Origin of the sequence: Alcanivorax sp. IL2 (assembly GCF_047495475.1) — a bacterium.
Classification (GTDB): Bacteria; Pseudomonadota; Gammaproteobacteria; order Pseudomonadales; family Alcanivoracaceae; genus Alcanivorax.
On sequence record NZ_CP179932.1, the window covers coordinates 194,938 to 208,281 of the forward strand.

12 protein-coding genes are annotated in these 13,344 nt (G+C 58.7%); 5 read left to right on the forward strand and 7 right to left on the reverse strand.

Annotated features, from left to right (window positions below):
- The first annotated feature begins 77 nt into the window (after window positions 1-77).
- Together ACMG4N_RS00865 and ACMG4N_RS00870 are read left to right on the forward strand one after the other, a co-directional pair.
- Window positions 78-1,259 (forward strand): alkane 1-monooxygenase, encoded by a 1,182-nt coding sequence (locus ACMG4N_RS00865; RefSeq protein ID WP_297765974.1) that lies wholly within the window; start codon window positions 78-80, stop codon window positions 1,257-1,259.
- Between the two features lie 315 nt (window positions 1,260-1,574).
- The gene (locus tag ACMG4N_RS00870) at window positions 1,575-2,804 is read left to right on the forward strand and encodes a saccharopine dehydrogenase family protein (RefSeq protein ID WP_297765972.1); all 1,230 of its coding nucleotides are present in this window, start codon (window positions 1,575-1,577) and stop codon (window positions 2,802-2,804) included.
- Window positions 2,805-2,997: 193 nt separating this feature from the next.
- Here ACMG4N_RS00870 and ACMG4N_RS00875 read toward each other — a convergent pair whose 3' ends face one another.
- Both ACMG4N_RS00875 and ACMG4N_RS00880 read right to left on the reverse strand, forming a co-directional pair.
- On the reverse strand, window positions 2,998-3,759 hold the full coding sequence (locus ACMG4N_RS00875; RefSeq protein WP_297766145.1) for an ABC transporter permease: 762 nt from the start codon (window positions 3,757-3,759) through the stop codon (window positions 2,998-3,000).
- Window positions 3,760-3,764: 5 nt separating this feature from the next.
- A complete protein-coding gene (locus tag ACMG4N_RS00880; RefSeq protein WP_297765969.1) occupies window positions 3,765-4,727 on the reverse strand; it encodes an ABC transporter ATP-binding protein in 963 nt (320 codons plus the stop codon).
- 142 nt (window positions 4,728-4,869) lie between these two features.
- On the opposite strand from ACMG4N_RS00880, the gene soxR reads away from it, so the two are divergent.
- Together soxR and ACMG4N_RS00890 are read left to right on the forward strand one after the other, a co-directional pair.
- On the forward strand, window positions 4,870-5,319 hold the full coding sequence (gene soxR / locus ACMG4N_RS00885; protein WP_297765964.1) for a redox-sensitive transcriptional activator SoxR: 450 nt from the start codon (window positions 4,870-4,872) through the stop codon (window positions 5,317-5,319).
- A gap of 123 nt (window positions 5,320-5,442) precedes the next feature.
- Entirely contained in the window at window positions 5,443-6,462 is a 1,020-nt protein-coding gene (locus ACMG4N_RS00890) for an isocitrate dehydrogenase (RefSeq protein ID WP_297765962.1), read from the forward strand.
- A gap of 100 nt (window positions 6,463-6,562) precedes the next feature.
- Here ACMG4N_RS00890 and hemH read toward each other — a convergent pair whose 3' ends face one another.
- From hemH to ACMG4N_RS00905, 3 genes are all read right to left on the reverse strand, one after another.
- Window positions 6,563-7,654: a ferrochelatase gene (gene hemH, locus ACMG4N_RS00895; protein ID WP_297765960.1), complete on the reverse strand. Its 1,092-nt coding sequence runs from the start codon at window positions 7,652-7,654 to the stop codon at window positions 6,563-6,565.
- 108 nt (window positions 7,655-7,762) lie between these two features.
- Window positions 7,763-8,170, reverse strand: a complete 408-nt coding sequence (locus ACMG4N_RS00900; protein ID WP_297765956.1) for an acyl-CoA thioesterase — start codon at window positions 8,168-8,170, stop codon at window positions 7,763-7,765.
- Between the two features lie 98 nt (window positions 8,171-8,268).
- Complete coding sequence (locus ACMG4N_RS00905) at window positions 8,269-9,039, reverse strand: hypothetical protein (protein WP_414432564.1); 771 nt, start codon at window positions 9,037-9,039, stop codon at window positions 8,269-8,271.
- A 130-nt stretch (window positions 9,040-9,169) separates the two neighbouring features.
- On the opposite strand from ACMG4N_RS00905, the gene ACMG4N_RS00910 reads away from it, so the two are divergent.
- Window positions 9,170-9,472, forward strand: coding sequence for a DUF1244 domain-containing protein (locus ACMG4N_RS00910; protein ID WP_297765950.1), 303 nt, complete (start codon window positions 9,170-9,172; stop codon window positions 9,470-9,472).
- A 178-nt stretch (window positions 9,473-9,650) separates the two neighbouring features.
- Here the strand turns inward: ACMG4N_RS00910 and ACMG4N_RS00915 are convergent, their stop codons facing one another.
- Entirely contained in the window at window positions 9,651-11,579 is a 1,929-nt protein-coding gene (locus tag ACMG4N_RS00915) for a choice-of-anchor I family protein (protein ID WP_297765947.1), read from the reverse strand.
- A 186-nt stretch (window positions 11,580-11,765) separates the two neighbouring features.
- Window positions 11,766-13,319: a flavin-containing monooxygenase gene (locus ACMG4N_RS00920; protein ID WP_297765944.1), complete on the reverse strand. Its 1,554-nt coding sequence runs from the start codon at window positions 13,317-13,319 to the stop codon at window positions 11,766-11,768.
- Window positions 13,320-13,344: the final 25 nt, after the last annotated feature.

Sequence of the window (13,344 nt, forward strand, 5' to 3'; positions counted from 1 at the left end):
CAAGGGGTGCTCGGCCACGCCTTTCGAGAACACTATGAAGGAACTCAGATACCACCAATAACCAATGAGGTCATACCATGAGTCAAGCTGGCGTATTTGTCGGCCCCTCCGGCGTTGAGTACCGCGATCGCAAGCGGCACCTCTGGATTGTGTCTCTTTTTGTTCCGGGCACCGTTTTCCTCGGCCCGCTATTGGTGATGGCAACCGGCGAGCCCTTGCTGCTGTGGTTGCCACTGGCATTTTATTATCTGGCCATCCCGCTGCTTGATATGCTGATTGGCCAGGATCGCAGCAACCCGCCGGAAGAGGTGGTGCCACAGCTCGAAGCAGATATGTTCTATCGGCGCATGACCTATGCCCTGGTGCCGATTCTGCTGAGCGCCTATCTGTTCGGCATGTGGTTTGTTGGCACCTACTCACTGCCACTGCACGGCATCATTGCCATGGTACTGCTCACCGGCACCATCTGCGGCGCAGCCGGTATCAACCTGGGCCATGAACTGGGCCACAAGAAAACGCGCACCGAGCGCTGGCTGGCCAAACTGGTACTGGCACCGCTGGGTTACGGCCACTTCCCTATCGAGCACAACAAGGGCCACCATCGTGATGTGGCCACACCGGAAGATCCGGCCTCCTCCCGGCTGGGTGAAACCATCTGGAAGTTCGCCCTGCGGGAAATTCCCGGCACCATGAAACGAGCCTGGCAGCTGGAAAAAGCGCGACTGCAGAAAGAAGGCAAAGCAGTCTGGTCCCTGCACAATGAGATCCTGCAACCGGGGCTGCTCAGTGTGATTATCTGGGGCAGCATCATCGCCCTGTTTGGCTGGAAAATGCTGCCCTTCATTGCCGCCGTTACCCTGTGGTCCTATCTGCAGCTGACGTCCGCCAACTACGTGGAACACTACGGTCTGCTCCGCCACAAGGATGCCAATGGTCGCTACGAGCGTACCCAGCCGCACCACAGCTGGAACAGTAATCACATGTTCTCCAACTGGGCGTCCTTCCACCTGCAGCGTCACTCTGATCATCACGCTCATCCCGCACGCCGCTACCAGAGCCTGCGCCATTTCGACGGCCTGCCGACGCTGCCCAACGGCTATTTCGGCATGTTCCTGATCAGCTATGTACCGCCTCTGTGGTTCAAGGTTATGGACCGACGGATGCTGGAACACGCCGGTTATGACGCCGCCAACATCAATTTTGATCCGGCACGGCGCGATGCACTGATTCGTAAATACCAGATCAAACAAGCCTCTTAGTCAGCACCAGGTATGGCATTTGCCCCATCCTCCTTGGTGGGGCTTTTTTATTCGCAAACCCCCTCTCAATTACAAAGTGTAGGGTGCACTGAGCCTAAGGCGAACTGCACCAATCCAGCGTTTGATGGTGCAGTTCGCCCTAGCTCAGTGCACCCAACGCAATCATTGGCCGCGGTCAGGCATTCAGAAGCAAGGCCTCGCGAATCCGCGATGAGCCTTTTGCCGGTTACGCTTACCCCTCTCAATCCCTTAGGATAGGTCCATCATTGGACAATCGTTCCGATTTCGCTTTGCGTTCATTTCCAAGGAGCTCCCATGAGTGATGCACAGTTTGACGTGGTGGTGTTCGGCGCCACCAGTTTTGTCGGCCAGATTCTCTGCCAATACCTCACTGACACTTATGGGGTGGATGGCGACCTGAAATGGGCGGCAGCCGGCCGCTCCAAAGACAAACTGGAACAGGTAAAAGCGCAACTGGGCCAGGCCGGCAGCGCGCTGCCATTGCTCAGCGCCGATGCCAACGACGCTGCCAGCCTGGATACCCTCTGCGCCCAGACCCGAGTGGTGGTGTCCACCGTGGGCCCTTACGCGCTCTATGGTGAACCCATGATTCGTGCCTGTGTAACCAGCGGCACCGATTACTGCGACCTGACCGGAGAAGTGCAGTGGATTGCCGCCATGCTGGAAAAATACGAAGACCAGGCCAAACAGAGTGGCGCGCGCATCGTGCATTGCTGCGGCTTCGATTCCATTCCCTCCGACATGGGCACCTACTTCCTCCAGCAGCAGGCCCAGGCCCGCTTCAAGGCCCCCGCCACCCGCGTGAAAATGCGCGTAAAAGTGGCCAAGGGCGGCGTGTCCGGCGGCACCGTAGCGAGCATGATGAACATCGCCGAAGAAGCCGGCAAAGATCCCGCCCTGCGCAAGAAACTGGCCAACCCCTATCTGATATGTCCGCCGGACCATGGCTTCAGCGCCCGCCAGGACAGCATCAGCATGCCGCGCAAGGATGAGGACTTCGATGCATGGGCAGCACCGTTCGTGATGGATGCCATTAACAGCCGCATCGTGCATCGCTCCAACGCCCTTAACGGCAAGGCCTACGGCAACAACTTCACCTACAACGAAGCCATGCTGGCCGGCCCTGGCATGGGCGGGCGCATGAAGGCCCTGGGTATCGGCACCGGTACCGGCCTGTTCTTCGCCGCCGCCGCCCTCAAACCGACCCGCTGGTTGCTGAACAAGTTCGTGGTGCCACAACCAGGCGAAGGCCCCAGCCCGGAAGCCCAGAAAGCCGGCTTCTATGACATCCGCTTTTTCGGCGTTACCGACAACAACGACAGCATCCGCGTGAAAGTCACCGGCGATGCGGACCCGGGCTACGGCTCCACCGCCAAACTGCTGGGCCAGGCTGCAGCCTGTCTGGCGCAGGATCTGCCTGCGGATGCCCCCGGCGGCTTCTGGACCACCGCGTCACTGCTCGGCGATTCACTGCTGAAACGCCTGCAGGAAAAAGCCGGCATGACCTTCACCGTGATCGATTGATATCGGCCCGGCAAATGCTTCGGAGCCACTGGGCACCCCCGTAACGCCCAAGCACTGATGGCATTACGTGGCTATCAAGAAAAAAGGATAAATAAGAAAGCACAGAGGCCGCGACCACAAATTGGGCGCGGCCTCTGTCGTCTGGATCTAAAAAGGAGATTTTCGCGAGCTGTCAACTATTCACTGTTAGCTGTTAACTCTTCAACCGGTACCCCGTCCGAAAGATCCACCACACCAGAGCGATGCAGATGGCCAGGAAAAACAAGGTCATGCCGATGCTGATGGCGATATGGACGTCCGCGGTGCCGAAGAAGCTGTAGCGGAAGCCACTGATCAGGTAAACCACCGGATTGAACAGGGTCACGGTTTGCCAGAACGGTGGCAGCATGTCGATGGAATAGAAGCTGCCGCCCAGAAAGGTCAGCGGGGTAATGATCATCAGGGGAATGATCTGCAATTTCTCGAAGGTATCCGCCCAGATGCCGATAATGAACCCGAACAGGCTGAAGGTAATCGCGGTAAGCAGCAGGAAGCCGAACATCATGAAGGGATGCTGAACCTCATAGTCCACAAAGAAGCGCGCCGTGATCAATATCAAAACGCCCAGTATCGATGACTTGGTCGCAGCAGCTCCCACATAACCGATGACGATCTCCACATAGGAGACCGGCGCCGACAGCACTTCATAGATGGTTCCCGAAAACGTGGGCATATAGATACCGAACGAGGCATTGGAAATGCTCTGTGTCATCAGGGTAAGCATGATCAGGCCGGGAATAATAAAGGCCCCGTAACTGACGCCACCAATTTCCACCATGCGCGAACCGATGGCAGACCCGAACACCACAAAATACAGGGAGGTGGAAATCACCGGCGACGCCACGCTCTGCATCAAGGTGCGCCAGGTTCGCGCCATTTCAAATTTGTAGATGGCACGAATGGAGTACATGTTCAATTTCATCAGACCTCTCCGGCTGAGCTAGCGTTTGCAGCGGCAGGCTGGCCGTTGTGGACCAGATCCACAAAAATATCCTCCAGTGAGCTCTGCCGGGAATGCAGATCCTTGAACTCGATACCGGCAGCATTCAGCGCTCGCAGCAACTCGGCAATCCCGGTGGTTTCCTGGTTGGCGTCGTAGGTATAAACCAGCCCGTAGCCATCTTCCGACAGCGCCAGAGCGTCGTCATCCAGCGTGGCCGGCAGGCTTTGTAGTGGCTCGGCCAGGTGGACCGTGAGCTGCTTGCGACCCAGCTTCTGCATCAGACGGGCCTTGTCATCCACCAGGATAATTTCCCCTTGACGAATAATACCCACCCGGTCTGCCATCTCCTCGGCTTCCTCGATGTAGTGGGTAGTCAGGATAACGGTTACCCCCTGCTCGCGGAGCTGGCGCACCATCTCCCACATTTCCCGGCGCAATTCCACATCCACGCCGGCGGTGGGTTCATCCAGAAACAGGATCTTGGGCTCGTGAGAGAGCGCCTTGGCAATCATCACCCGCCGCTTCATGCCGCCGGACAACATCATGATTTTGTTGTCCTTCTTGTCCCACAGGGACAGCACCTTCAGCACTTTCTCGATATGGGCATCGTTGCGGGGTTTGCCGAACAGACCACGGCTGAAGCTCACCGTATCCCAGACCGTCTCGAAGGCATCAGTGGACAGTTCCTGGGGCACCAACCCGATGGCGCTGCGTGCTTCGCGGTAATCGCGAACAATGTCGTAACCGTCCGCCAGCACGGTGCCGCTGGAAGGATTGACGATGCCGCAGATAATGCTGATCAGGGTGGTCTTGCCGGCACCGTTGGGGCCCAGCAGAGCAAAGATCTCTCCGGCGTGAATATCCAGATTGATGTTCTTCAAGGCCTGAAAGCCACCCTGATAGATCTTGTTCAGGTCTTTCACGGAAATGACAGCACTCACCACTTTCTCCTTCGTTGGACCTGTTACGGCCGCCTCATTATGCCCGAAATAACGCCCATCCGCTGGCAACGCTGATCACGATTTGGCAGCATAAAACCTAAACCTTAGTTAAGGTAAAAGCGCATAAACAAAGGATTTCACCATGACCCTGTCCTCTACAGACGATATTCACAAGGCGCTTACCGTTGGCGAGGTGGCCGAACGCAGCGGGGTGGCCGTTTCCGCCCTCCACTTCTATGAAAAAAAAGGCCTGATCCAGAGCTCGCGCAGCGCTGGCAATCAGCGCCGCTATCACCGTGATGTCCTGCGCCGGGTCGCCGTTATCAAGGTCGCCCAGCGCATCGGCATTCCGCTGGCGGAAATTGCCGAAGCCCTGGGCGAACTGCCCGATGGCCGCACCCCCACCGCCCGGGACTGGAAGCGCATGTCGGCCAAATGGCGCGGCCACCTGGACGAGCGCATCAATGACCTGACCGTGCTGCGCGACCAGCTCAATGAGTGTATCGGCTGTGGCTGCCTGTCCATCAAGGCCTGCCGGCTGCGCAACCCCTTTGACTCCCTGTCCGAGGAAGGCCCGGGGCCACATTTCTAGAGGCTTTTCGCGTTTTCATAGCCGCTGCCGCCAACCCTTCCGACCTTGGTCGGCATTCATTTTGCCATCTGCAGCGGGCACAATGAGATTCCTGCAACACCCTTTCCGCAATCAGGAGGCAGTATGAACAAGAACACCGTAACCGTTATCCCCGGCGATGGAATCGGACCGGACATCGTGGATGCCACGGTACGGGTACTGAAAGCTCTGGATTGCGGACTCGAATTCGAATATGCCATTGCCGGCCAGGCAGCGCTGGACAAAGGACTGGATCTGGTACCGGAAGAGACCCTGGCGGTGCTCCGGCGCAATCGCCTGGCCCTTAAAGGCCCCATCACCACGCCAGTGGGGGGTGGCTTCACCTCGGTAAACGTGACCCTGCGCAAGACCTTCGACCTGTTCGCCAACGTGCGCCCGGCCCTGTCCATTCCCGGGGTCAAATCCCGCTACGACAACGTGGACATCATGACCGTGCGGGAAAATATCGAAGGCATCTATTCCGGCCTGGGGCAGACCGTCAGTGAGGACGGCGAAACCGCCGAGCTGCGCAGCCGTATTACCCGCACGGAATCCGAGCGCCTGCTGCGCTTTGCCTACGAAACGGCGGTGAAGCAGGGCCGCAAGAAGGTCACGGTGGTGCACAAGGCCAATATCATGAAGTCCACCTCGGGGCTGTTTCTCGACGTGGCCCGTAAGGTGCGTGAAGACTATCCGCAGCTGGAGCATGAAGAAATGATCGTGGACGCCTGCGCCATGCAGCTGGCCATGAACCCGCACCGCTTCGATGTAATCGTCACCACCAACCTGTTCGGCGACATCCTCTCCGACCTGTGTGCCGGCCTGATCGGTGGCCTGGGCGTGGCTCCCGGCGCCAACATCGGCGAGCACGGCGGCCTGTTCGAAGCGGTCCACGGCAGCGCCCCGGATATTGCCGGCCAGGGCATCGCCAACCCCACCGCCATCATGCTGGCCGGGGCATTGATGCTCGATTACATCGAACTGCACGACAAGGCCAAACAACTGCGCCGAACCGTGCGTCAGGTAGTGGGCGAAGGCGAGATCGTCACCCCGGACCTGGGCGGGCGCGCCAGCACCAGTGAGTTTACCGATGAGCTGGTTCGCAGGCTGGAACAAAACAGTTAACTGTGAATAGTGAACAGTTCGCGGAGCGGGCTTTCCTGTCCTGAAATGCAAGAGGCCGCGCCCATGTGAGGGAGCGGCCTCTTACGTTATGGATCATGAACTAGCGATCAGCACCTTGTTGGCGGGCTCGTTGGTGGCGTTCGTTCAGGCCCACGGCATCATTTTCCGGTAACTCCCAGCCCTGCAGGTTCTCTTCGATGAGCTGGGTGAGGGCGTCCAGGTGGCCGGGCTCGGCATTCAGTGCCGGGATGTAGCCGAAGGCCTGGCCGCCGGCTTCCTCGAAATAGCCGCGGTTTTCCACGTCGATTTCTTCCAGGGTTTCCAGGCAGTCGGAGGAGAAGCCCGGACAGAATACCTGCACGGATTTCACGCCCTGCTCCGGCAGCGCCATCAGGGTGTGGTCTGTGTAGGGCTTGAGCCATTCCTCACGGCCGAAGCGGGACTGGAAGGTGGTGAGCCAGTCGTCGTCGCCCAGGCCCAGCCGCTCAGCCAGCAGGCGCGAGGTCTTGTGGCATTCACAGAAGTAGGGGTCGCCATTGAGCAGGTATTTTTTCGGCACCCCGTGGTAGCTGAAGATCAGCTTGTCCGCCGTACCATGTTCCGCGCGAAAGGCTTCAATGTGGTTGGCCATGGCCTCGATGTAGGGCGGGTAATCCGGATAGTGGCTGATAAAGCGCAGGTCCGGTAGCCAGCGGCGTTGCATGAAGTCCTTGGCAATGGCGTCGAAGGTAGAGGCATTGGTGGACGCGGAATACTGCGGATACAGGGGCAGCACCAGCAGCTTGCGCACGCCTGCCTCTTCCATGGCCTGCAACTGGCTGGCGATGGAGGGATTGCCGTAGCGCATGGCAAAGCGCACATCGATATCATCACCAAATTTATTCTGCAGACGCTCGCGAATGCCGGCGCACTGCGCCTCGGTGTGAACCAGCAGCGGTGAGCCCGCATCCGTCCAGACACTTTTATAGGCATGGGCAGAACGCGGCGGGCGGATCACCAGAATCACCATGTGCAGGATGAAAAACCAGATCAGCCGGGGCACTTCCACCACTCGCGGGTCGGACAGAAATTCGCGCAGATAGCGGCGCAGGGCGCCGGTCTCCGGTGCATCCGGAGTCCCCAGGTTGGTGACCAACACCCCCAGTTTCTGCGCCTGGCGGTGATCAAAATTCTGTTGCCCCTGATAAGCCATCCGTTCCTCGCTGCCATTACGTTGAGCGATCAGTGTGGCCGATAGTGTAGCGTCACGACGTCAAGGTGACATGCCGACCATGACTATCGGTCTGATCGAATAGGGGAGTTACTGGTCTTCCGGCAGGGAGCCCTGATGCTCGGCGAGCACCTGACGGAATGTATCGGGGATCGGCGCTGAGGCCTGCTTGTCGTGCTCGAAGTAGACCTGCACGGCCTTGCCCCGGGCCACCAGCTTGCCGTTTTGCCAGGCCTGTTGGGCTACCACGAAGGAGCTGTTGCCGATTTTCTCGATGCCAGTACGCAGCTGCACATCACTGCCGTAATAAATCTGGCCGACGAAATCCACCTCCACCCGGGCCAGAATCAGTGGCAGCGCTGACGGATCACTGCCGCCTCCGAACAACTGGAACAGGGGCGCCCGCCCGGTTTCAAACCAGCCGGTGACCACGGTGTTGTTCACATGACCAAAGGCATCGGTTTCGTAAAAGCGGGGCGTGACGGTGAGTTCAAACATGGAGACGCTCTCATGGGGACTGTGCGGGGACAACATGATACCCGAGACGCCCCCCGGCCTGAATCTTTCAGCAGCATCCAGGCCGGCAAGCCGCCCTCTTATTCCCCGCGCAAACTGGCCAGGGCCTTTTTGCGTCGCTCCACTTGTTCGCCGAGACTGTCGCGGGTTGCTTCCTGCTCTTGCACCCGCTCGATCAGGGCTTCTACCTCCTGGCTGGCCTTCTCCATGGGCTCACCAAGCCCACCGACGGCTTCGGCGTTTTCTTCCAGCACTGCCAATTCAGCGCGCGCTGCCATCAACTGCACCTGTATCTGGCGCAGGGTGTGATCTGCCTCGGCCATGGCGGACAGGCTGTCATCCAGTTTGCCCTGCAGTTCCTCTTCCAGATCAGCAAATTCATCGCTGTCTTCAGCAATCACCTGCCAGCCTTCAAAGCGTTGCTCAAAGTCTTCCGCCACCATGCCGCGGGGCAAGGCCTGTTCATCCAGGGTGGTCACCACGTTCTCTTGATCATTGCCACGAATGATCTGCACCGACGCACTCAGATCGCGCTCCTCTCCTTGCGCCAGTGCCGTACGAGTCACCACGCGCTTGCCGATGTCATCTACATAACGTACCTCACGCAGTGGTTTCTCCAAGGCCAGCACTGCCTCCACCTTGTAGGTCGTAATTTCTTCCGGGCCGGTGCTGTCCTGACGCTGATCCTGGATATCCAGATCGTCTACCTGCCAATAGCCCAGATCGCGAGTCTGCAAGGCCTGATTGATGGCTGCCGCCAGACGCTTTTCTTCACTGTTCATACCGCAGCTGACCAGCCATGCCGCCGCCAAAAACAGACCGATAACCGCTACGCCTCGTTTCAATGACATCGCCCTTCCTCCTTGCGCGTTTCAATATGGGAGTCCCAATCTGCCCTATAGTATGCACGGTAAGAGCCCGGCGTCGACGCCCGCCATTGACAGCCCGTATCATGATTGCACCCATTTGCAGGAGAAGCCCATGACCACACTGGATACCGCGACACGCACCGAACTGGAAGCTGCCGCCTTTCGCCGCTTGCTGCAGCATCTTGACGAACACAAGGAAGTGCAAAATATTGACCTGATGATTCTGGCGGACTTCTGCCGTAACTGTCTGTCCAAATGGCTGGTGGCCGCTGCGGATGAGCGCCAGGTGGCACTGGATTATGACGCCGCCAGGGAATGGGTGTACGGCATGCCCTTCGCCGACTGGAAAGCGCAATACCAGACTCCGGCAACCCCGCAACAGCTGGCCGCGTTCGAAGCGAAACAGAACAAATAGCTTGTTCTGGCGTTTACAGGCGTCGCCCTGGAAGAAAGGCTCTAACGCGGTGCTGCATTTGTCCTGGAAGCCCGGCTGTCAGCACAATGGCTCAACACCCTGATACTGATTTCCCGCCAGTCTACGGTGCACCATAAAAAAGGCGGCCCACAGGCCGCCTCGATATGGCTTACGAGAATTACTCCTCGTCGAATAGCGTTTCCACCCGGTAGATAGCGGTGGTACCACTGACTTCGTTACCCACCACCAGCAACGGCATGCCATTGGGTGAATCGGCGGCGGCGATGAACACCAGCCCTTCCGGTCCCAGATCCCCCACCACGGCACCCACATCGCTTTCTGCCAGCAGGCCATCATCGATCAGGTCTTCGATGTCCTCGCCATCACCGCCGCCGCCCCAGAAGTTGCGGCTGTTCAGGTAATCCAGCCGCTGGGGCTGCTGCGGATCGGTAATGTCATAGACCAGAATGCCGCCCATGCGCTCCAGGGCCAGGAACAGGAAAGTCTTGTCGCCAATGGCGCCGATGGTCAGGCCTTCCGGCTCCGGGCCCTTGGCATCACTGCGGCTGTCCATGGCGTTTATTTCATCATGGCCACTGTTGAAGTAATCCTGGCAGGCAATGCTGCGGTTGGTACCCAGCCGGCATTCGTCGCTGGCCAGGAACTGTTCGATGGCATCGCCGCTGTCGAATACCAGGTTGCCGTTTTCGTCCCGGATGGAGAAGGAGCGACCCCCATAGCTGTACAGGGTGTCATACATGATGCGAGTGCCAGCCGGATCCAGCTGCCCCGCATCGTTGTACATTACCGGGGCGCCGGCGGCGTCGGTCTTGTAGCCCATGGTCCAGGTAATGTTGAGACGGCCCAGCACATCGTCTTCGCGGCAATCACCGGGATCACCGGCGCTGGCACCGCAGTAATCGAACACCGCGGGGTCCAGCAGCGCACCGGCAGCCAGTTCACGCAGCTGCGGGGGCAGATCGTCGCCGCAGCGCCGATCGAAGCCGCTGGCATGCACCAGATGCTTGACGCGGAATTCTTCCACGAACCCCTGGCTGGCATCGCCAACACAACCCTCACCTTCGCTGCCCCAGTAGGCATCGTTGTCCTCACCCCAGGCACGGGCGTCGCCTTCGTTGGCGGTAACCAGATAGGTACTGCCGCCAGCGCTATAAGCATGAATGGCGTCAGGCAGGTACAGGCCCACTACCCCGTCCCAGGTCTGGATGTTGATCTCTTCATCGTCATCACTGGCATCAATGCCGAAACCTTCCACGCTGCGATCGATTTCTCCCAGCGGCAGGATATCGGTAACGGTGGCGGTATCGATATTGACCTTGGCCAGGGCATTATTTTCCTGCAGGGTCACCCAGGCGGTTTTTCCATCGGCAGACAGCGCGATATATTCCGGCTCCAGATCCATGGCCACGTCCGCGCCCGGCCCATAGATGCGCACACCCATGCTGCGTAGCGTATCGGCATCAAAGGCACTGAAACCCGCCGTGCTGACCTGAGGGTCTTGCGGATTGCTGATATCGATAATGCTGATAGAGCCCGGCGGGTCAATCTGATAATCGTCACTGGGCTCACCCTCGTTAGCAGTGAGCACCTTGCTGCTATCCGGGGTAAAGATGATCATGTCCGGCTGGGCGCCCACTTCTACACTACCCAGCAGGCTGAGGTCATCAGCACGGTAGAGGGCCGCAAAGCCGTTGTCGGTCTTCGTGGCGGCTTGAACCGCAATCGCGACCAACCCATTTTTCACCGCCACACTGTTCACGACGGCCCCGGCAGCGATCTCTTCAACACCCATCGACCCGATCAATAAGGGCTTGGCGGGGTCGCTCATATCCAGCACATCAAGCACGCCCTGCTCTGCGTTGACCACAAACAGGCGCTGACTGGCAGCGTCATAGGCAGGAATTTCAGCGGCAGACGTATCAAAACTGCCAGACTCGTAGCGACTCAGAAAAGACAGACGCAGGCTATCCGGCGTTTTTACTTGCTCGCCACCGGCAGCAGGATTGTCGTCGCTGCTGTCTCCGCCACAGGCGGTCAAGGCAGCGGCCAGCAGTACGCCGGCCCCCAGGCTATACCAGGATGTCATTGTGAACTCCCCAACGGTTCGTGTTATTTCATGATCCTGAGGTTATAGCCGTGCGGGATGAAGCCACTGCGACAAAGGCGTGATGCTTTTATGGCAAACGCAGGAAGCTGCGTGAGAACATGAGCCTTGCCGCAAAAAAAACGCGGCCAGGAGCCGCGTTCACCGGAAGAAACCAGACCGAGGAGGTCAAACGGTTTCGTAATCGCGCTCTTCAAACTCTGCCATCTGGGCCGCGTACTGGGTGGCGAAACCCGGGTACATGGTGGCGTTGAAGCCATCATCGGTCAGATACCAGCTTTTGCAGCCGGAATTCCAGTTGGTCCGGGCCAGGCGCTTTTGTATTGCCTTGTTATGCCGACGCTGCACGTCTTCTTTCACGTCCAGCATTTTCAGATCGTCCTTGAGAATCTTTTCGATCCCTTTCACCGCATAGTCGAGCTGGGATTCCATGTACACCAGCGCCGAGTTGTGGCCGGGCCCGGAGTTGGGCCCGAAGGTCATGAACAGGTTCGGGTAGCCGGACACATTGATGCTCTTGTAGGCCTGGGCGCCGCCCTGCCATTCCTCCCCCAGCACCCGACCGTCACGGCCTTTCACCGGGAATGGCGTGCCGGAATGACTGACGTCGAAACCGGTGGCAAAGACGATACAGTCCACCTGATGCTCGATACCTTCCACGGTGCGAACCCCCTTTTCGCTGAGGCGGGCAATGGGCCAGGTAATCAGCTTGGCATTGTCTTTCTGCAGTGCCGGGTAGTAATCATTGGAGACCAGCACCCGCTTGCAGCCGATGGTGAAGTCCGGTGTCAGCTGACGGCGCAGCCAGCGATCTTTCACCTGACGGCGCAGGTGCAGCCGCGCCACCCGTTCGGCAATACGCGTCAGCGGCGACTTCCAGATAACCGCCAGCGCCATGCTCTCATGGCTCCAGTAGAGCAGATTGCGCATGGCCTGCTGACTGGCTGGCAGTTTTTCAAACAACTTCTTGTTCCAGGCCGGCGTGGCAAAATCCGGGCGCGGCATCACCCAGCCCGGCGTGCGCTGGAACACTTTCACGTGACCCGCCTGTTTGACCAGTTCGGGAATAATCTGGATGCCGCTTGCGCCGGTACCAATCACGGCCACTTTCTTGCCAGTGAAATCGTACTCATGATCCCAGCGGGCACTGTGGATCTTGTGGCCCGTGAAATCCTCGATACCGGTAATGGCCGGGAAGCTGCAGTTGGACAACGGCCCCTGAGCCATCACCGCAGCCCGCCCGGCAAACTGTTCCCCCTTGTCGGTCGTGGCGGTCCAGATCCCTTTCTTTTCATCGAAGGACAGGTCTTCCACGTTCTTCTCGAAACGAATGTAGGGTTCCAGCTCAAACTCGGCCACCAGATGGTGGATATAGCCGAGAATTTCCTCGCTGCCCGAGAAGCTTCGTGACCAGTTCGGGTTGGGAGCAAACGAATACGAATACAGATTGGAGGGAATATCGCAGGCGGCACCAGGATATTGATTGTCTCGCCAGGTGCCGCCCACCGCACTGGCTCGCTCCAGAATCACGATATCCTTAATGCCGGCCTGCTTGAGGCGAATGGCCATCCCCAGGCCGGCAAAGCCCGCACCCACGATCAACACGGCTGCCGGTTTTACGGCGGGGGTTTTCTTTACCGTCGCGCGCTTGCCCGTGGTGGGCCGCTTCCGGGTCGCCGCCTTTCCTGGGGCCTTTTTCGGGGAGGCAGAGGATGTAGTCATAACAGGATCTCTTCAGCAATCAGGT